This is a genomic window from Streptomyces gelaticus (assembly GCF_014649535.1).
Lineage (GTDB): Bacteria > Actinomycetota > Actinomycetes > Streptomycetales > Streptomycetaceae > Streptomyces > Streptomyces gelaticus.
On sequence record NZ_BMTF01000004.1, the window covers coordinates 50397 to 69465 of the forward strand.

At 70.3% G+C, this 19069-nt stretch carries 16 protein-coding genes; 8 read left to right on the forward strand and 8 right to left on the reverse strand.

Annotation, left to right across the window (positions count from 1 at the left end; genetic code table 11):
- The 5 genes from IE107_RS34760 to IE107_RS07125 form a co-directional block, all read right to left on the reverse strand.
- The coding region (locus IE107_RS34760; protein ID WP_308434211.1) for a styrene monooxygenase/indole monooxygenase family protein at window positions 1-616 on the reverse strand (616 nt) is incomplete at its 3' end.
- 23 nt (window positions 617-639) lie between these two features.
- Window positions 640-1290 (reverse strand): GTP-binding protein, encoded by a 651-nt coding sequence (locus tag IE107_RS07110; RefSeq protein ID WP_189542235.1) that lies wholly within the window; start codon window positions 1288-1290, stop codon window positions 640-642.
- The gene (locus IE107_RS07115) at window positions 1271-1684 is read right to left on the reverse strand and encodes a DUF742 domain-containing protein (RefSeq protein ID WP_189542237.1); all 414 of its coding nucleotides are present in this window, start codon (window positions 1682-1684) and stop codon (window positions 1271-1273) included. Before IE107_RS07115 ends, IE107_RS07110 begins: the two co-directional genes overlap by 20 nt.
- The gene (locus IE107_RS07120) at window positions 1681-2160 is read right to left on the reverse strand and encodes a roadblock/LC7 domain-containing protein (protein ID WP_189542240.1); all 480 of its coding nucleotides are present in this window, start codon (window positions 2158-2160) and stop codon (window positions 1681-1683) included. Before IE107_RS07120 ends, IE107_RS07115 begins: the two co-directional genes overlap by 4 nt.
- Entirely contained in the window at window positions 2157-5036 is a 2880-nt protein-coding gene (locus tag IE107_RS07125; protein ID WP_189542242.1) for a sensor histidine kinase, read from the reverse strand. The genes IE107_RS07120 and IE107_RS07125 overlap by 4 nt, the downstream gene beginning before the upstream one ends.
- A 365-nt stretch (window positions 5037-5401) precedes the next feature.
- On the opposite strand from IE107_RS07125, the gene IE107_RS07130 reads away from it, so the two are divergent.
- Window positions 5402-6187: a protein phosphatase 2C domain-containing protein gene (locus IE107_RS07130; RefSeq protein WP_189542244.1), complete on the forward strand. Its 786-nt coding sequence runs from the start codon at window positions 5402-5404 to the stop codon at window positions 6185-6187.
- Between the two features lie 72 nt (window positions 6188-6259).
- Here IE107_RS07130 and IE107_RS07135 read toward each other — a convergent pair whose 3' ends face one another.
- A complete protein-coding gene (locus IE107_RS07135; RefSeq protein ID WP_189542246.1) occupies window positions 6260-6742 on the reverse strand; it encodes a MarR family winged helix-turn-helix transcriptional regulator in 483 nt (160 codons plus the stop codon).
- A gap of 242 nt (window positions 6743-6984) precedes the next feature.
- On the opposite strand from IE107_RS07135, the gene IE107_RS07140 reads away from it, so the two are divergent.
- Together IE107_RS07140 and IE107_RS07145 are read left to right on the forward strand one after the other, a co-directional pair.
- On the forward strand, window positions 6985-7836 hold the full coding sequence (locus tag IE107_RS07140; protein ID WP_189542248.1) for a lysozyme: 852 nt from the start codon (window positions 6985-6987) through the stop codon (window positions 7834-7836).
- Window positions 7837-8124: 288 nt separating this feature from the next.
- Entirely contained in the window at window positions 8125-8805 is a 681-nt protein-coding gene (locus tag IE107_RS07145) for a polysaccharide deacetylase family protein (protein WP_229866773.1), read from the forward strand.
- A 76-nt stretch (window positions 8806-8881) separates the two neighbouring features.
- Here the strand turns inward: IE107_RS07145 and lon are convergent, their stop codons facing one another.
- Window positions 8882-11302: an endopeptidase La gene (lon, locus tag IE107_RS07150; protein WP_189542250.1), complete on the reverse strand. Its 2421-nt coding sequence runs from the start codon at window positions 11300-11302 to the stop codon at window positions 8882-8884.
- A 202-nt stretch (window positions 11303-11504) separates the two neighbouring features.
- Between lon and IE107_RS07155 the strand changes: the two genes are divergently transcribed.
- From IE107_RS07155 to IE107_RS35900, 3 genes are read left to right on the forward strand one after another with little or no spacing between them, the layout of a single operon-like run.
- Window positions 11505-12266 carry a TnsA-like heteromeric transposase endonuclease subunit gene (locus tag IE107_RS07155; protein WP_189542252.1) on the forward strand — a complete coding sequence of 254 codons (762 nt, stop codon included), beginning with the start codon at window positions 11505-11507 and terminating at the stop codon, window positions 12264-12266.
- Window positions 12263-14299: a TnsB C-terminal domain-containing protein gene (locus IE107_RS07160; RefSeq protein ID WP_308434212.1), complete on the forward strand. Its 2037-nt coding sequence runs from the start codon at window positions 12263-12265 to the stop codon at window positions 14297-14299. Before IE107_RS07155 ends, IE107_RS07160 begins: the two co-directional genes overlap by 4 nt.
- Window positions 14296-16509 carry a TniB family NTP-binding protein gene (locus IE107_RS35900; protein ID WP_308434213.1) on the forward strand — a complete coding sequence of 738 codons (2214 nt, stop codon included), beginning with the start codon at window positions 14296-14298 and terminating at the stop codon, window positions 16507-16509. Before IE107_RS07160 ends, IE107_RS35900 begins: the two co-directional genes overlap by 4 nt.
- Before the next feature lie 11 nt (window positions 16510-16520).
- Here the strand turns inward: IE107_RS35900 and IE107_RS07175 are convergent, their stop codons facing one another.
- Window positions 16521-17276: a class I SAM-dependent methyltransferase gene (locus IE107_RS07175; protein WP_189542883.1), complete on the reverse strand. Its 756-nt coding sequence runs from the start codon at window positions 17274-17276 to the stop codon at window positions 16521-16523.
- A 265-nt stretch (window positions 17277-17541) separates the two neighbouring features.
- Between IE107_RS07175 and IE107_RS07180 the strand changes: the two genes are divergently transcribed.
- Together IE107_RS07180 and IE107_RS07185 are read left to right on the forward strand one after the other, a co-directional pair.
- Window positions 17542-18147, forward strand: coding sequence for an RNA polymerase sigma factor (locus tag IE107_RS07180; protein WP_189542257.1), 606 nt, complete (start codon window positions 17542-17544; stop codon window positions 18145-18147).
- The gene (locus tag IE107_RS07185) at window positions 18144-19061 is read left to right on the forward strand and encodes a zf-HC2 domain-containing protein (protein WP_373302408.1); all 918 of its coding nucleotides are present in this window, start codon (window positions 18144-18146) and stop codon (window positions 19059-19061) included. The genes IE107_RS07180 and IE107_RS07185 overlap by 4 nt, the downstream gene beginning before the upstream one ends.
- Window positions 19062-19069: the final 8 nt, after the last annotated feature.

Sequence of the window (19069 nt, forward strand, 5' to 3'; positions counted from 1 at the left end):
TCGGCATCACGAAGAGCTCGCCGACACCGGGGACCAGGTTGCAGCGGACCGCGTCGAACTCGGGGTGCTCCGGGCGCGGGCCCATGCCGTGGACGTACGCGACGGCCAGGGCGCGCTGCGGGGCGTCGAAGGGGGAACGGGAGGCGTCCCGGCCGAACATGGAGACCAGCTCGCCCTTGCCCGCGGAGACCAGCACCAGGTCGTAGGTACGGGAGAAGTAGTCCAGGTCGGAGACGGCCGCGCCGTGGATGACGAGCTGTCCGCCGCGCTGGGCGAAGGTCTCCATCCAGCCGGCCATCTTCACGCGCTGGTCGACGGACTGGGCGAAGCCGTCCAGCTTGCCGACCCAGTCGACGGCGCGCGAGGAGTCCGGCGCCGCGACGGAGACACCGAGGCCCTCGATGCGCGGGGCCTGGGACTCCCAGAAGTTGAGCTGGTAGTCACGCTCGTGCTGGAGCGCGGTGTGGAACATGCACTGCGTCGACATGACCCGGCCGGTGCGGATCTCGTCGGCCGTGCGGTTGGACATCAGGGTGACTTCGTACCCCCGGGACTGCAGTCCGAGGGCCAGCTGGAGCCCGGACTGACCGGCTCCGACTATGAGTATCTTCCGCATCGCGCTTCTCCGTTGTGTGTGATCTATGCCGGTGTGGCGTCGAGGGCGTGGCCGACCAGGGCCAGCAGCGCCTCGATGACGGTGATCCTGTTACGCGCGTCCATGATCACAACAGGCACGTGCGGCGGGACGGTCAGGGCCTCCCGGACGTCCTCGGCGTCGAACCCCGGGGTTCCCTCGAAGTGGTTGACGGCGACGATGTACGGCAGCCCGCAGCTCTCGAAGTAGTCGAGGGCGGGGAAGCAGTCGGCGAGCCGGCGGGTGTCGGCCATGACGACCGCGCCGATCGCGCCGCGCACCAGGTCGTCCCACATGAACCAGAAGCGCTGCTGTCCCGGTGTGCCGAACACGTACAGCACGAGGTCGTCGTCGAGCGTGATCCGGCCGAAGTCCATCGCGACGGTCGTGGTGACCTTGTCGGGCGTGGCGGAGAGATCGTCGGTCTCCTCGCTGGCCTGGGTCATCATCGCTTCGGTCTTCAGCGGGGTGATCTCGGAGACCGACCCGACGAAGGTCGTCTTGCCCACGCCGAACCCTCCCGCGACCACGATCTTCGTGGCGATGGGAGCCCTGGTGTGGTCCAACTGCCAGGCCTGGAGCGATTCCTCGGCCTGGTTCCTGGCGCCCGGCTGACGCGGGGCGAAGAGCGGCGACTCAGAGACGGCGGAGTCCATTGAGCACCCTTTCGAGCAGTGCGCGGTCGGGCTGGCCGGTGCCGTGACCGGTCCCGTACACGCGGATCTTTCCCTGGTCGGCCAAGTCGCTGAGCAGCACCCGGACCACGCCGAGCGGCATCTTCAACAGGGCCGAGATCTCCGCGACCGTACGCATCCGGCGGCAGATTTCGACGATGGCCTGGAGCTCCGGCATGACGCGGCCGGCCAGGTTGCCATTGGTCAGCTCGCGGCGCTCCTCGGGCGCTTCGAGCGCGGCGACGAACGTCTCGACGAGCAGGACGTGGCCGAAGCGGGTGCGTCCGCCGGTGAGCGAGTACGGGCGGACCCGCGCGGGCCTTCGGTCGGACCCGCGGACGGGGAGCCTGGGGGCGGTTTCGGCAGCGGGCTTCACTGAGTGCTCTCCATCGATTTGCGCAGTTCACTGCGGAGTTCGGGGGTGAGTACGTGTCCGGCCCGGCCCACGAAGAGCGCCATGTGGTAGGCGATGACGCTCATGTCGCAGTCCGGCGTGGCGTGCACGCCGAGCAGCGAGCCGTCGCTGATCGACATCACGAAGACGCTGCCCTCGTCCATGGCGACCATCGTCTGTTTGACACCGCCGCCGTCCATCAGCTTGGCGGCACCGATGGTGAGGCTGCCGATACCGGAAACGATGGTCGCCAGGTCGGCGCTGGAGCCCTTGGGGCCGTCCTGCCCGCCGGTGCTCCGGGCGGCCAGATGGCCGGGGTCGGAGGAGAGCAGCATCAGTCCGTCCGACGAGACGACGGTGACCGAGTGGACCCCTGGCACCTCCTCCACCAGATTGCTCAGCAACCAGTGAAGGTTACGGGCCTCGGTACTCAGCCCGAATGTGCTGGGCGCAGTCAACTGCGTGCCTCCTCGACTGTGTCCCCCGTCTCATCCGTCTGGTCGGTCCGTGCTGGGTGTCCACCCGGTGCGGTGCCTCCCGGGAGGGACTGGGTGGCCGTGATTTCGGCGATCTCCGCCTCGACGTCCCGACGGCCGTCCTTCGCGCCCTGGTGGAAGCCGCCGAGCCTGCGGCGCAGCGCCTCCTTGTCCAGGCTGCCCTTGCGCTCGGCGGTGGGAGCCGCGGCGGGCTTGACGAGCTTGGGGGTGCGTTTGGGCAGCCCCTTGTCCGTGATGCGTTCGGTCTGCTGCGGCTGCTGGTCCGGCTGCCGGGGGCCGGGCAGCGCGTCGGCCAGCGGCGTAGGGGCCGGGGCGGGGGTGTACGGCTCCGGGGCCTGGTCCGCGGCGTGTTCGTGGTGGTCGGGGCCGATGGCGTACGGATCGGGCGCCTCGGTCTCGGGAGCGTCCGCGGACTCCGGAACGACCGGGAGCCGGACCTGCATCGTGACCTCGGACTCCGCCTCGGCCGGGGCCTCCGCCTGAGCCGGGGCCGAGGCCTCCGCCTGCGCCGGGGCCGGAGCCTGAGCGGGCTCGGGGGCGGCGGGTGCCGGCTCGGCGCCCGACTCGCGGATCGTCTGCTCGGCGGCGGCGATCAGCGGGTCCTCGGACGGCGCGAGCGCACGGGCCGGCAGCGCGTTGGAGTTGGCCTCGGCGACCGACCCCGGGAGGTTCAGCGCGGGGGCGTCCCCGGGGAGCTGCACCGGCGGCGGCGTGGCGGCCGGGGGCGCCTTCGGCAGCAGGGCCTGGGGCAGGACGACGACCGCGGTGATCCCGCTGCCCTTGTGGTCGCGGAGCTGGACCTTCACGCCGTGGCGCGCGGCCAGCAGGGCCGTGACCTGGAGGCCGAGCCCGGCCCCGTCCGCACCCTGCTCGCCCGCGTCGAACAGGGTGGGGTCGCCGAGCCGGGTGTTGAGCTCGTCCATCCGTGCGGCCGACATCCCGATGCCCGCGTCCTCGACGGAGAGCATCACCTCGCCGCTCTCCAGCAGCCAGCCGGAGAGCTGGACCTGGGAGTCCGGCGGGGAGAAGGAGGTGGCATTCTCCAGGAGTTCGGCGACGAGGTGGCTGAGGTCGTCGGCGGCGAAACCGGCGATCTGGGCGTGCGGCGGCAGGGACTGGATGGTGACCCGCTCGTACCGCTCGATCTCGGACACGGCCGCGCGCGCCACGTCGACCAGCGGAATCGCTCCCGCGTGCCCGTGGCCGTGCTCGGCGCCCGCGAGGACCAGCATGTTCTCGCTGTGCCTGCGCATGACGGTGGCCATGTGGTCGAGCTTGAAGAGGGTGGCCAGCCGCTCCGGGTCGTGCTCCCGCTCCTCCAGGCTCTCGATGACCCCGAGCTGGCGCTCGACGAGGCCGAGGGTGCGCAGCGAGAGGTTGACGAAGGTGTGGTGGACCGTGTTCTTCAGCCGCTCCAGCTGGTCGGTGAGGTCGGAGGCCAGGACCTGGAGCTCGGCACGCTGGACGGTGAGGGCCTCGCGCCCGGCGATCAGCTCGCCACGCTCGGCCTGCAGGCTCTCGAAGCGGCCGTTGAACTGGGTCAGGAGCCCCTGGAGCCTGCCGTGCAGGCTGTTGAGGGACCGTACGACCTGGGCGAACTCGTCGTTGCGGCCGGTGTAGCGGACCGGTTCGGCGGTCTCGGGCTCCGCGGCGAGGCGGGCGGCGCCGATCCGCAGGACGGCGAGCGGCTGGGTGAGGGTGCGGGCCACGGCGGTGGAGACGCCGACGGCGACCAGCAGACAGCCGCCGAGCAGCGCGATGCGCAGTTCGAGCGCCGTGACGTCGTCGTCGCGCAACTGCTCCAGGCGCTCGATCTGTTCGGTACCGAGGGCGGATTCGACGCTCCGCATCCGGTCGATCCGGGCGGAGAGCGCCGCCTCGGCCTTCTTGCTGCTGGTCTGCTGGTCGGAGTCCGACAGCTCGGGGCGGTCGGTGAGGGAGTTGAGGTACTTCTCCGCGCTGTTGACCTCGGGACCGGTGACGGTGGAGGACAGCTTGTCGCGGGCGGTGGCGCCCGCGGCCTGGTCGAATTCGGCTAGCGAGGCGAGTTCGCGGACCCGGGCCTGCTGGGCGGCGGCGCTCAGCTCGTCACGGGTGCGGTCGTCCTTGTCGCTGCCGCTGCTCGGGACCTGCATCGGCAGTCCGGTGACCGGGTCGATCTGGGAGGTCGTGACCTTGCGGGGCACCGAGAGCGCGGCGATCAGCAGCCCGCGGGTGGCGGAGGCCTGCTCGGTGGCCCGCCCGAGGGCGAGCGGGGCGCGGGTGGCCTCGGCGGCGCGCGGCGGGGTCTTCTCGGCGAGTTCGTCGGCGAGGTCGTGGAGCTTGGCGATGACCTCGGAGTAGGCCTGGTGGGCCTCAAGTGCCGTGCCCTTGCCGCTGAGCGCTTCGCGCCGCAGGGAGGGAATGGTGGAGAGATCGCGGCGCAGTGCGGCCGGGGCCGTGGCCCTGATCTCGTCGACCTGCTGGTCGACGCGCGCGCTCCGGCTGCGGGAGCCGTCCTGACGGTCCGTCGCACCGGACTTCTCGTCACGTCCGGCGGCGATCCGGGCGGTGACCTCGTCGCGCTCGTCCGCGAGGGCATGGGCGAGGGCGATTGCCTGCTGGTTCAGCTCGGCGAGGGTGACCAGCCGCTGCGATTCGTTCAGTTCGGAGGAGGCGGCGAGGATCGCGGGCGTGCCCGCGGCGATGACGGTGATACCGACGACCGCGACACCGGCGACCAGCCGGCTCCTCACGCGCACGGTGCGCCGGGTGCCCTCGCTCTCGGCAGGTGCCGGTGGCGTCACCCCGGAACCGTGCTGCTTGCTGCCCTTGCTCCGAGGCCGCTTCTTCTGCACCGGTGCTCGCAATCTTGACTCGTCCGCCCTTGAAGCAGAGGTGACGCACGGTCACATGTAATGAGCGCCCCGACCCCTGGTACGGCTTCCGACCATTCCAGTGCTTTTGAGAGGGGGGCGCGCATCAACCACTCCGCCACCTGAACGAGTGAACATCACTCCAGAGTTGGCGAACAAGTTTGCCCCGGGTGCCCTTCGGCCACACCTGGTCCGTCGGCTGGAACTTCCGCGCAGGCTTTGGCAGGATGCCCGCCCGCACGCCCCACGGAGTCATTCCTTCCGTTCCGGCCAGCCGCCTGACCTGCTGGTACAGGCCAATCTCCGCCGGGCGCAGGGTTCGTGAAGGCATCGTGCAGACTGGCCGCATGCGCATCGAACTGGCCACCGCCCCCGGCAGCCCGGAACGCCCGAACGAGGACTGGGCCGCCACCGCGCTTCCCGCTTCCGGCCAGGGCGGGACGTTGATCCTGCTCGACGGGGTGACACCACCACGGGGCGGGGACGGTTGTGTGCACTCGGTGCCCTGGTTCACCGCGAGGCTGGGCGGCATGCTGGTCGAACTGTCCGGTTCACGGCCGGATCTGACCCTTGACGAGATCCTGGCAGCGTCCATCCGGCACACCGCCGACACGCACCGTTCCCTGTGTGACCTTTCTCACGTACGCACGCCTCAGGCAACGGTCGTCATGGCGCGCTGGGACGAGCACGAGGTGGAGCATCTGGTGCTCTCCGACTCCGTACTGCTGTTCGAGGCGTACGACGGCAGCGTGCGCCCCCTGCTCGACGACCGGCTCGACCGGCTGCCGCCCGGCTCGCTGAGCACCGAGGCGATCGCCGACGCCCGGGTGCGGAACAAGGAGGGCGGCTTCTTCACCGCCGCCGCCGACCCCTCCGTGGCGGCCCGCGCGGTCACCGGGCGCACCCCCCTCGGCCAGGTGCGGGCGATCGCCGCGCTGACCGACGGGGCGGCCCGCTGGACCGAGATGTTCCACGAGGGCGACTGGGCGGACTGTCTCGGCATTCTCCACAAGGAGGGAACGCAGGCGCTGATCGACCGCGTCAGGGCCCTGGAGGACGCGGACACCGAACGCAGGCGGCTGCGCCGCGGCAAGACCCACGACGACGCGACGGCGGTCTACGCGGTGCTGTGACAGCGCGCCGTCGACTCCGCCCCGCGCACCACCTGCTCCGCCCCGCGCACCGGCGGGCCCGCCCGGCGCGCCTCAGTCCTCGGCCCGTGCGTTCAAGTGGTGCAGCAGCCGGGCCAGTTCGGCCACCTCGGCCCGGTCCCAGTCGTCGAGCTTGCGGACATAGCGCTCGCGGCGGGCGTCGCGCACACTGCGGTAGCGGTCCAGCCCTTCGGCGGTGAGGTGGACGAGAAAGGCCCGGCCGTCGGCCGGATCGGGTTCACGGGCCACCAGTCCGAGGTCTTCCAGGGCGCGCAGTTGACGGCTCATGGTCGCCTTGCCCACCCCGAAGTAGGCCGCGAGATCGGTGGCCCGCTGCTGCCCGGCCGACTCCAGCCGGACGAGGAGTCCGTACGCGGCGGACTCCAGTTCCGGGTGGACCTCGCGCGCCATCTCCCCCGAATTCGCCCGCGCCCGGCGCAGAAAGACGGCCAACTCCCGCTCCAGAGCGAGGAATGCGTGGTCCACACCATTCCCTCCGGTCGCGCCGGGTTCACTACCGCTTTCGCTCCCGTGCACGTCAACACCCCTCGTGAGCTTTCCTGTCGCTGAAAATTTCTTTCGCCGCTGGTCATCGCCGCAGCTCCGCCAGTATTTCGTAGGCGTAGACCAACGGCAGCTCCCAGACCCCCTTCCGCAGCACGGGTCTACGTGCGTAGCGTCATGGCTGGCATGTTCACACCATTACATGCCCGCAGGGGTGCGCCCGCGTCCCCCTGGGATCAGCACGTCCCCCCACCACGTCCTCGGAGGCACTCCCCATGCCGGTGCTCAGATCCACTTCCAAGACGTCCCGCCGCTCGCGCTTCGCGGCAGCCGGAACCCTGCTCGCAGCTCTCTCGCTCCTGCTCACCCTGCCCGGCGCGGCCAGCGCCGCCGGCACCCACGACGCAGCCGCCAAGAAGCCCGCCCGCGGTACGGCCACGATGGGCATGGGCGTCATCGCCCACGACGGCCAGGACGGACTGCCGGGGAACACCCTCGCCGCCCAGACCGAAGGCGTCGACGTCTCCGGCCACCAGGGCAACGTCGCCTGGTCGACGCTCTGGAACAGCGGTGTGAAGTGGGCCTACGTCAAGGCCACCGAGGGCACGTACTACAAGAACAACTACTTCACCCAGCAGTACAACGGCTCGTACAACATCGGCATGATCCGGGGCGCTTACCACTTCGCAACCCCGAACACCACGAGCGGCGCCACCCAGGCCAACTACTTCGTGGACAACGGGGGTGGCTGGTCGCGGGACGGCAAGACACTGCCCGGCGTCCTCGACATCGAGTGGAACCCGTACGGCGACCAGTGCTTCGGCCTGAGTCAGGCCGGCATGGTCTCGTGGATCCGCGACTTCGTGAACACGTACAAGGCGCGCACCGGACGTGACGCGGTCATCTACACCGCGACCAGCTGGTGGAAGACCTGCACCGGGAACAACGCCGGCTTCGGCTCCACCAACCCGCTGTGGGTGGCCCGCTACGCCTCCACGGTCGGTGAACTCCCGGCCGGCTGGGGCTACTACACGATGTGGCAGTACACCTCGTCCGGCCCCTACGTCGGCGACCACGACCGCTTCAACGGTGCCCTCGACCGCGTACAGGCCCTCGCCAACGGCTGAGCCCGCCCGCCGCTTCCTCGTGGCCCACCGCTTCACGCAGCAGAACCCCGGTGCCCCACCGGGGTTCTGCTCGTTTCGCGCCCCGACCTGGACTTCCCCGGCCTCCGGGCCGGACCCTCTATACACTCGGCGTATACATGCTATGTATAGTCCTTCTCTGCCGCACACCGTGCGCCCTGTCCCGCTACGGAGGAGTGACCCGCCTTGTCCAGGAAGACGAAGTCGATCGGTACCGGGTTGGCCGCCGCCCTTGTGACGGCTCTCACCCTGACGCTGAGCGGCTGCTCCATGCAGACCACCGCGCCCGCCTCGGCGCGCGGTGACGCGGGCTCCGACGCCAAGGGCTCCTTCGGTCCGGCGGACTGCCGCAAGGCGAAGTGCATAGCGCTGACCTTCGACGCGGGTCCGGGCGAGGACACCCCGCACCTGCTGGACATCCTCAAGGAGAAGAAGGTGCACGCGACCTTCTTCCTGCTGGGCAAGAACCACGTCAAGAAGCACCCCGACACCGTGCGCAGGATCGCCGCCGAGGGGCACGAGGTGGCCAACCACACCTGGACGCACCAGGTCCTGACGGACCGCAAGCCGGCCGAAATACGCGCCGAGCTGGAGAAGACGCAGGAGGCCATAGCGGAGGTGACGGGCAAGAAGCCGCGTCTCATGCGCCCGCCGCAGGGCCGCACCGACGACACGGTCTCCGACATCAGCCGCGATCTGGGACTCTCCCAGGTCCTGTGGAGCGCCACCGCGAAGGACTACTCCACGACCGACTCGGCGCTGATCAAGAAACGCATCCTGGACCAGGCGGGCAAGGACGGGGTCATCCTGCTGCACGACATCTACAAGGGCACGGTGCCCGCGGTACCGGGCATCATCGACGAGCTGAAGAAGCAGGGCTACACCTTCGTCACCGTCCCGCAGCTGATGGCACCGGCCGAGCCGGTCCCGGGGACCATCTACCGCCCCTGAACCGGTCACGGAACGCGCAAGGCATGAAGAGTCCCGCCCACCCGTTGCCGGGCAGGCGGGACCTCACGGACACGGACTAGGCAGCGGCCGGGATCCGTTCCCCGGGCCGGGCCGCGGCGGGGGCCAGGGCGATCTCCAGGACCTGGCGGACATCGGTCACCGGGTGGACCTCCAGCGTGTCCAGGACCTCGGCGGGGACGTCGTCCAGGTCGGCCTCGTTCCGCTTCGGGATCACCACGGTGGTGATTCCGGCACGGTGCGCGGCGAGCAGCTTCTGCTTCAGGCCGCCGATCGGCAGCACCCGTCCGGTCAGCGAGACCTCACCGGTCATCGCCACGTCCGTACGGACCAGCCGTCCGGAGAGCAGCGAGGCCAGCGCCGTCGTCATGGTGATACCGGCGCTCGGGCCGTCCTTCGGGACCGCGCCCGCCGGGAAGTGGACGTGCACGCCGCGGTCCTTCAGATCCGCCACCGGCAGCTCCAGCTCCGCACCGTGCGACCGCAGGAAGCTCAGCGCGATCTGCGCGGACTCCTTCATGACGTCGCCGAGCTGGCCGGTGAGGGTCAGTCCGGACGCCCCGGTCTCCGGGTCGGCCAGCGACGCCTCGACGAACAGCACGTCGCCGCCCGCACCGGTCACCGCGAGTCCGGTGGCCACGCCCGGCACCGAAGTGCGGCGCTCGGCCGGGTCCTGGGCGGACTCGGGGACGTGGTGCGGACGTCCGATCAGACCGCGCAGATCCGCTTCGGTGACCGTGAACGGGAGTTCCCTCTCGCCCAGTTCGTGCTGGGCCGCGACCTTGCGGAGCAGCCGGGCGACGGCCCGCTCCAGGTTCCGTACGCCCGCTTCACGGGTGTACTCGCCGGCCAGCTTGCGCAGCGCGGACTCGTCGAGCACCACCTCGTCCTGCTCCAGGCCGGCCCGCTCCAGCTGGCGCGGCAGCAGGTGGTCCCGGGCGATGACGACCTTCTCGTCCTCGGTGTAGCCGTCGAGCCTGACCAGCTCCATGCGGTCGAGCAGGGCCTCCGGGATGGCTTCGAGCACATTGGCCGTGGCCAGGAAGACGACGTCGCTGAGGTCGAGCTCGACCTCCAGGTAGTGGTCGCGGAAGGTGTGGTTCTGCGCCGGGTCGAGGACTTCGAGGAGGGCGGCGGCGGGGTCGCCCCGGAAGTCGGAGCCGACCTTGTCGATCTCGTCGAGCAGGACGACCGGGTTCATCGAGCCGGCCTCCTTGACGGCCCGCACGATGCGTCCGGGGAGCGCGCCCACGTACGTACGCCGGTGGCCGCGGATCTCCGCCTCGTCCCGTACACCGCCGAGCGCGACGCGGACGAACTTGCGGCCCATGGCGTGCGCGACGGACTCACCGAGCGAGGTCTTGCCCACGCCCGGCGGCCCCACCAGCGCCAGCACCGCACCGCCGCGCCGCCCGCCGACGACCCCCAGCCCGCGGTCGGCGCGCCGCTTGCGGACGGCCAGGTACTCGGTGATGCGCTCCTTCACGTCCTGGAGCCCCGCGTGCTCGGCGTCGAGGATCTCCTGGGCGCCGCGGATGTCGTAGGCGTCCTCCGTCCGCTCGCTCCACGGCAGTTCGAGGACGGTGTCGAGCCAGGTCCTGATCCAGGAGCCCTCGGGGCTCTGGTCGGAGGAGCGCTCCAGCTTGTCGACCTCCTTGAGCGCCGCCTCGCGGACATGCCCGGGGAGGTCGGCGGCCTCGACGCGGGCCCTGTAGTCGTCGGACTCGTCCTCCGGATCGCCGTTCAGCTCGGCCAGCTCCTTGCGTACGGCTTCGAGCTGGCGCCGCAGCAGGAACTCGCGCTGCTGCTTGTCGACGCCCTCCTGGACGTCCTTGGCGATGGACTCGGCGACATCCTGCTCGGCGAGGTGTTCACCGAGCCACTGGATGGCGAGCTTCAGCCGGGCGACCGGGTCCGTGGTCTCCAGGAGCTGTACCTTCTGGGCGGTGGTGAGGAAGGGCGAGTAACCGGAGTTGTCGGCGAGCGCGGAGATGTCCTCGATCTGCTGGACCCGGTCCACGACCTGCCAGGCGCCGCGCTTCTTCAGCCAGCTGGTGGCGAGCGCCTTGTACTCCTTGACCAGCTCGGCGGCGGCTCCGGGGAGCGGGTCGGGGACGACCGAGTCGACCCGGGTCCCCTCCACCCAGAGCGCGGCGCCCGGCCCGCTGGTGCCGGCCCCGATCCGCACCCGGCCCCGGCCGCGGATGAGCGCGCCCGGGTCCCCGTCCGAAAGCCGTCCGACCTGCTCGACGGTGCCGATGACACCTGTCCCGGTGTACGTACCGTCGATCCGCGGCACCAGAAGCACCTCGGGCTTGCCGCCGCCGTCACGGGCCGCGGCCTGTGCGGCCTCCACGGCGGCACGTACATCGGTGTCGGACAGGTCCAGAGGCACCACCATCCCGGGGAGCACGACCTCGTCGTCGAGCGGCAGCACGGGCAGGGCGAGCGGAGTGACCGTATGGGCATCGGTAGCCATGATCTCCCTTTCGGCAGTCAAGTTGAGCTATGCAGACTCAATGCTTCTGAGCCGTGCATTGTTCCCCGGGAAGTGTTCGCTGTGAGCGATCGTCCGGTCGCACTGTCCTGCGACGTGGATCTCTTCGTTTTGCAGCTTCAGGTTTCGTCCGGTCTTTCGTCTTGCAGAGTGACCTTTCGTCGCGGGCTCGGGTTAGTGGGTCATGGCGGGTTCGTTAGGGGTACTGCCGGGCGGGGTCTCCGGGCCGCCGGCGGAGGGGTTCGAGGTCGCGTACGCCGACCGGGGCGGGTCTGAGTTCCGCGCTTCGCTGAGGGATGCCTGGGCAGTGCGGTTCGAGGACGTCGCACCGGTACGCGCGTTCAAGTCGTACAAAGGTCAGCGGCATCTGCCGGGGCTGTGGTGGTCGTCCACGGCGGGCGGGCACATCGGCTACGAGTCCTGGCTGGAGCGCGATCATGTGATGCTGCTGGACTTCGACGCCTCGGTGGTGGGGATCTCCTCACAGCCGTTCTGGCTGTTCTGGCGGTCGGAGGCGGGCAAGGGCGTCTCGCACGCACCGGACTACTTCGCCCGCCGCGACAACGGCACGGGGCTGGTGGTCGACTGCCGTCCGGCGGATCGGCGCAAGCCCCGGGACGTGGCGAAGTTCGAGGCGACGCGGACAGCCTGCGCTCAGGTCGGGTGGGAGTTCCGACTGGTGGGGGCGCCGGACGCGATCATGGTGCGCAATGTGCGCTGGCTGGCGGGCTACCGCCACCCCCGGCACAGGCTGGAGTCGGTGGCCTCCGATCTCCTGGCGGCGTTCGCCGAGCCACAGCCGCTGATGGCGGGCGCATCGGCAGTTGGTGACCCGATCAGGGTGCTGCCGGTGCTGTTCCACCTGCTGTGGTTGCACGAGCTGACGGCGAATGTGTCGGTGCCGCTGCATGCCCTCTCGCTGGTGTCAGCAGAGGTGCCGCGGTGACGGCCGGGCCGGGCAAGCCAGTGTTGCGGCCCGGGGACTGGGTCACCTACGACAGCGGGGACCACCAGGTGGTGGCGCTCGCCGGTACGTCCGTGCGGCTGCGCTCGGTGGCAGGGTCGGAATCGGTGGTGCTGGCATCGCACCTGATGGCAGCGCCGGACTTCGCCGTCACCGGCACGGAGCTTCTGCCCGTGCTGGAGCCGTCAGGGTTGCTGGCGACGTTGCCGGAGTCGGTACAGGAGGCGGCCCGCGAGTGGGAACGGCACATGGTGGAGATCGAGACCGGGCTGCCGTTCGGCGCCGCACCGGGCACGCCGCCGCGCCCCGGCTATGACCCGGCAGCCTTCTCGTTGATGGAGCGGATGGCCGCGAAGGCACGGGAGCTGGGGGTGACGGTTCGGACCGTGCAGAGCCGACGGTCTCGCTACGTCCGGCAGGGAGTCTGGGGGCTGGTGGACCAGCGGACGACCCAGACCTGGGAGGCGACGGGGCGGGCGGACGCCCGGCTGGTGGCAGCCGTCCAAGAGGTCCTGGATGCGGAGACACACGCCTCGACCGGGACCCGGTCGCGGCTGATCCGCCGGGTGGTCAAGCTGGTGGAAGCCACCCACGGCAAAGGGGTGGTGCCGCTGCCGAGTGAGCGGACCTTCTACAAGCTGATCGACGCGCTGTCCACGGGGAGGCACACCTTCGGTTCGGCGGTCACGCGGCGGCAGACGGCGAACCGGCCGCAGGGGCCGTTCACACCGACGTTCGCGGACCGCCCCGGGGAACAGGTTCAGATCGACTCCACCCCGCTGGACGTGATGGTGGTACTCGATTCAGGGCTGACGGCCCGCGCGGACTTGACGATCGCGGTCGATGTCGCGACCCGCACCATCTGCGCCGCGGTGCTAAGGCCGGTGGGCACCAAGGCGGTGGACGCCTCGCTGCTGCTGGCCCGGATGCTGGTGCCCGAACCGATGCGACCCGGCTGGTCCACGAGCCTGCGGATGGCGGCCTCCCGGATGCCGCACATGCGGCTGCTGGACGTGGACACACGGATGGAACAGGTCGCGGCGAAACCGGTGATCGTGCCGGACACCGTCGCCATCGACGGCGGGAAGGTGTTCATCTCCGACACCTTCGTCCGGGCCTGCGAACGGCTCGGCATCTCGGTGCAGCGGGCACGTCCGCGCACGCCGACCGACAAGGCGATCGTGGAGGCCACCTTCTCCTCGGTCAACACGCTGTTCACCCAGCACCTGGCCGGCTACACCGGCCGGGACGTCTCCCGCCGCGGCGAGCGTGTCGAGGACCAGGCCGTCTGGACCGTTCCGGAGCTTCAGGACCTACTGGATGAGTGGCTGCTGGCCGGGTGGCAAGCCAGGCCGCACAGCGCTCTGCGCGACCCGTTCCGTCCGAAGACGGCGATGTCACCGAACGACAAGTACGCCTCCCTGGTGGCAGCCTCCGGCTACCTGCCGCTCGTGCTGCGCGGCGAGGACTACCTGGAGTTGCTGCCGGTGGCCTGGCGGGCGATCAACGACTACGGCATCCAGATCAGTTACCGCACCTACGACAGCCCCGACCTGGGGCCGCATCGGCGCGAGCACTCCGGGATCACCGCCAAGCGCGGTCTGTGGGAGGTGCACTACGACCCCTACGACCTGTCCCAGGTGTTCGTCCGCACATCGGACGGCTGGGTCACCGCGCCCTGGACGCAGTGGCCGCTGGTCAACGCACCGTTCGCGGACTTCACCTGGCAGCACGCGCGCCGCCTTGCGGCCGAGGCCGGACTGGACGACACCAACGAGACGGCCATCGCCCGCGTCCTGGACGACCTGCTCACCCGCGCCGAGCACGGCCCGGACACCCGGTCGGCCAAGGTCGCCGCCCGCACCCGCACCGCCCGTCCCATCCCCGCGCCCGCCGCAGCACCCGAGACCGAGCACCGCACGGAGCCGGAGCCCGAGCCCGAGGCCCAGCCGCCCGCGGCGGTGGCGGAGTTCGGACTCTTCGACGCGCACGCAGAAGCCGAGAGGTGGCTATGAACACGCCCTCCCCATCCGCCCCGGACCCGGAGGCTCCGCCGGATAACCCGCTGACCAGCAAGGAGGGCTGGCGTCACTTCGTCGACCACGAGCCGGTCCCGCCCCGGCCGCTGACCGCCGCCGAACGGGCGGCGCTGAGTCCGCGGGAACGGGTGCGTGAGGACGAACAGCGCCGCGAGTATCACGCCGATCTGCCGATGGTGCACACTCCGGTCATCCGCAAGGTCACCACCACTTCCCGGTTGCTGATCCAGCTCAACCGAAACCAGATCTCCGCCCGCCGCGGTGTGATCCTCTCCGGCGCCTCCGGCACCGGGAAAACGACCGCCCTGACCCAGCTCGGACGGGCTCACGAACTGGCCGTCCGCAAGCGGCACCCCCGCGACCGCAACCGGCTCCCGGTCCTTTACGTCACCGTCCCACCCGCGGCCACGCCGAAGATGCTCGCGATGGAGTTCGCCCGCTTCTTCGGGCTGACCTTCCCCTCCCGGGCCAACGTGACCGACATCGTCGACGCCGTCTGCGCGACGGCCGCCCATGTCCGTGTCGACCTGGTGCTCGTCGACGAGATCCACAACCTGACTCTCGCCACCCGCTCCGGGGCCGAAGCATCCGACCAGCTGAAGTACTTCGCCGAACGGCTGCCCGCCACCTTCGCCTACGCCGGCATCGACGTCGAGTCCAAGGGTCTGTTCAGGGGCACCCGGGGAGAGCAGATCGCCGGACGCTTCGTGGTCATCCCCGCCGCCCCCTTCACGCACGCCACCGCCGAGGACCAGGACGCATGGCGGGCCCTGGTGGGTGGGCACCCTGGAATCCACCCTCCGGCTGCACCACCACACGCCCGGCACGCTGGCCGGGCTGAGCGAGTACCTCTTCCACCGCACCGGCGGCATGATCGGCAGCCTCTCCCAGGTCATCCGTGGCGCCGCCGTCCTCGCCATCGAGGACGAGAGCGAGCGCATCACCGAGGACCTCCTTCAGGCCGTCCCCGTCGACTACGCGGCCGAGCAGTCCGAGAAGCGCACCGCCCCCGCGAGACCCGCGAGGAAACGGAGGCGCGTGGCCTGATGCCTATCCGACGACTACCCGATCCCGTTCCGCCCGCCCGGCACGAGATCCCCGCCTCCTACGTCGGGCGCCTGGCCACCCTTCACGGCCTCGACATCAACGACCTCTGGACGCAGATCACCGAGCGCGAGAAATCCGGCGGCATGCGCCGCGTCGTCGTCCCTGAACGCCTCTCCGCGCTCACCGGACGCCCCATCCACGCTCTCGCCGGAGCCCTGCCCGAACTGCGCACACCACGACCCGACTGGACGATGTTCCGCCACCAGCCCCAGACCGGCTGCCACCGCTGCGACGCCCGGCACCCCGGCGGCAAAGTGACCCGGCTCCTGCCCCACCACCGCTACATCTGCCTGCGCCACCGCACTTGGATCGGCCCGCCCGACATCGACCACCCCGCCGTCGACCTCACCCGGCTCCCCGAAGTCGTCGACGCCCAGCGCAAACATCTGCGCATCCTCAGCCGCTACGGCTGGGCCGCCACCTACGACGCCGTGCTGAGCGGCCTCATGCTCTGCGCACACATCTGGTCCGTCGACGGCTACCCGGTCCCATTCGGCACCTGGGACGCCTGGGACGTCCGCATCGACCTCCTCATCCCGTTCGATCAAGAGAAGCAGGAGTACATCGGCTACAGCACCTCGCGGATGTTCGCAGCGGTCTATCCCGAGGCCGTTGCCCTGGCACCCCTGATCGCCTCACCCCACTGGCGGCAGCTGGCCGACGGCACCAAGGCCGAGCAAGCCCGCTTCTTCACGGAGATCAGCAACCGCATCACCTACCCCTACAACCCACCCGACCGCAAGGGCGACGCCATCGCGCACTGGTCCCTCGCCGACTCCTGGCGCCCACCCAGCCAACCCCTGACGACCTACACGCCCGGCCGGATGCACGGCAAGCTCTCCGGACTCGCAGCGAACCGGCTCGCCCGCCACGAAAAGGGCGCGATGTGGTTCAGCCGCACCCGCAAGGACCAGGGCCGCACACTCCTCTTCCACAGCCACCTCAAACCGGTCCTCTTGCGTGACGGCAAACACCGATACGAGAAGTGGGAAGGAACCATCTGGCACAGCACACGCACCGACGAACTCATGCGCAAAGAGGTCGCGGACATGCGCCGAGCTTCCGACGCCAAGGACTGAGAGTCCGGTGTTTATACCTTGCTCGCGACCACCATGTAGTTCTCGGCCTCAAGATCGAACGTGCTCAGTTCCGTTTGGAGTCCGACCTGGTGCAGCTCGACTTCGAGTTCCTCGTACCGGTAGGGCCAGCAGGACAGCAGTTCCGAGCGGACAAGAACCGGCCCAGTCGCATCAACTTGGGCGATCGCAATCTCGATGTGGTGCTCATCCTCCCAATGCGGCGCAATCTCCCAGCGGTAAATTACGACGGCATCGCGACCGTTTCGTCGGACGAGTCGGTCCCAGATGTCCAGCCGGGAACCTCTGGCCCTCACGAGTTCCCAAGTGCGGGATGTGAGTACCAAGCGCCCGCCGGGGCGCAGAAGCCGTGACATCGACTCCAGAGCAGCACCCCTGCCTGTCGCGCCCGCGGCGTGGTGAAGTGAGTTGCCAACGCAGAACACCATGTCGAACGTGTTGTCCTGGAAATGGTCGGGCAACTCTTCCCAGTTCGCCCGTACGGTCCGGACGGATGCCCCGAACTCCTCGGCCAACTCTGCAGTCCGACGAACCATCGCCTCGCTGGCGTCAGTTGCGACAACCTGCATGCCACGACCGGCGAGGCCAACCGCCAACTGTCCGGTTCCGCACGAACAGTCGAGGACCTGAGCGTTCGACGGCAGGAGATTGAGGACGTCGTCGAACGACGCAACGAACTCGGCTGGAGGCAACTTCGCATCCGAGATGAGCCATTCGTACACCTCGGCAAGCACGCCATAACCTGTCACAACCACTACCTCCGTCACGCGGCAGACTCACGGTAGGACGTCAGTCCATCAGCGGAGCAGGCCGGGCACCAATGGTTTTCGCAAGCCCCCGCCTGCCGCAGCAGCGGACGGAAAACGAAGAGTCAATCTGCACAAAACCTGATGGCACAGCGCAACCCATCTCTTCACCCCGCAGCTAGTCCATCGGAGCCGACGCAATGCGAAACGGCACCCGACACGCACATCTCGGCGAACCGGCTCGGGTCCATCGCCCGATAGAGGGGGTGTGAAGCTGTTGCGCCCCTCGGGGGAGGACCCGGACGACGACCACGCCCTGCTGCGTGCCGTCGCGCAGGGGGACACGGAGGCCCTGGCCACGCTCTACGACCGGCACGCCGGCTGGCTGCTGGCCCGGCTGGGCAGGCGGTGCGCGGATGCCGAGACCGTACGGGAGGTGCTTCAGGACACCTTTGTCACGGTCTGGCGCTCCGCCGGTTCGCATCGCGGGGCCCAGATCGGCGGCTGGCTGTGGGTGATCGCCTCGCGCCGGCTGGTGGACGCGCAGCGGGCCCACGCCCGTACCGATCTCGCCGTCCGGGCCGAGCGGACCGGGAACAACGAGTGGGCCGCCACCGCGCCGTCCGCCGAGGAACGGGTGCTCGCCGGGCTGGAGTACGGGGACGTGGGCGCCGCGCTCGACCGGATCTCTCCCGAGCTGCGGGAGGTCCTGCGCGCCACGGTCATCGACGGACTGACGACCCGCGAGACGGCCCGGCTCCTCGGCATCCCCGAAGGCACGGTCAAGACCCGCGCGATGCGGGCCAGACGCGAGCTGCGCGCCGCACTGGAACTCTCGGCCCCGGAGCCCGGACCGCTGGGAGGAACGGCATGACCACGACGGGAGGTACCGGCATGTCCCACTGGCACGTGAGCGAGGAGCTGGCCGGGCGGTACGCCGCCGGTTCGATGACGGAGACGGACGCCTGGTCCGTGGAGAAGCACGTCGAGGCGTGCGGAGGATGCGCGGCGCGGATCTCGGCGGCGGTGCGGGCGCGGCCGGAGACGGGCGCGGCGCTGGACGCGGTGCGCGCGGGGGTGCTGGCCGCGGTGGCGGCGGAGGGAGCACCCGTGAGGGGGCCCGCCCGCAGCGCCCGACGCCGCTCCCCCGGGGCCGTGACCCGCGCCGGGCGGCTGCTGTGGGCCGCCGGGCCCGCGCTGCGCGCTCCGTGGCTGCTGGCGCTGGTGCTGGTGGCCGTCGGGGCCCTCGCGCTGGCGTACGGGGCCGGGGCCGGCGAGGCCGTCCGTCCGCTGCTCCTCGTCGTCGCGCCGGTGCTGCCACTGGCCGGGGTCGCCCTCTCCTACGGCCGGCACGCGGACCCGATGCACGAGATTACCGCCGCCACCCCCTCCGGCGGGCTGCGGCTGCTGCTCACCAGGACCGCCGCGGTGCTCGCCGTGAGCATCCCGGCGCTCACCCTCGCCGGGGCGGCGCTGCCCCCGTCCGCCGGGTGGCCCGGCGCGGCCGCCTGGCTGCTGCCCGGCCTCGCGATGACGCTGGCGGCGCTCGCCCTCGGTTCGTACGTCGGCTGCCGCACCGGGGCCACGTCCGTCGCCGTGGCCTGGGCGGCCGTCGTCGTCCTGCCGGTCCTCGCCGCGTCGCCCCCGGCGACCACCGGGGCGGCGGCCGAGGCCGCGCGGTACTTCGCCGGGCCCGCCGCCCAGGCCGGCTGGGCGGCGGGTGCACTGGTGTGCGCCGCGCTGCTCGCCGTACGCCGTAGATCCTTCGACCATCTGGAGAAGTTGTGAGCGTGAAC

What these genes read in the sequence shown, in the direction of transcription:
- IE107_RS07110 (WP_189542235.1), bottom strand. Translation starts at nt 1,290, where the DNA reads ATGGACTCCGCCGTCTCTGAGTCGCCGCTCTTCGCCCCGCGTCAGCCG.
- IE107_RS07130 (WP_189542244.1), top strand. Translation starts at nt 5,402, where the DNA reads ATGCGCATCGAACTGGCCACCGCCCCCGGCAGCCCGGAACGCCCGAAC.
- IE107_RS07140 (WP_189542248.1), top strand. Translation starts at nt 6,985, where the DNA reads ATGCCGGTGCTCAGATCCACTTCCAAGACGTCCCGCCGCTCGCGCTTC.
- IE107_RS07145 (WP_229866773.1), top strand. Translation starts at nt 8,125, where the DNA reads ATGCAGACCACCGCGCCCGCCTCGGCGCGCGGTGACGCGGGCTCCGAC.
- lon (WP_189542250.1), bottom strand. Translation starts at nt 11,302, where the DNA reads ATGGCTACCGATGCCCATACGGTCACTCCGCTCGCCCTGCCCGTGCTG.
- IE107_RS07155 (WP_189542252.1), top strand. Translation starts at nt 11,505, where the DNA reads ATGGCGGGTTCGTTAGGGGTACTGCCGGGCGGGGTCTCCGGGCCGCCG.
- IE107_RS35900 (WP_308434213.1), top strand. Translation starts at nt 14,296, where the DNA reads ATGAACACGCCCTCCCCATCCGCCCCGGACCCGGAGGCTCCGCCGGAT.
- IE107_RS07185 (WP_373302408.1), top strand. Translation starts at nt 18,144, where the DNA reads ATGACCACGACGGGAGGTACCGGCATGTCCCACTGGCACGTGAGCGAG.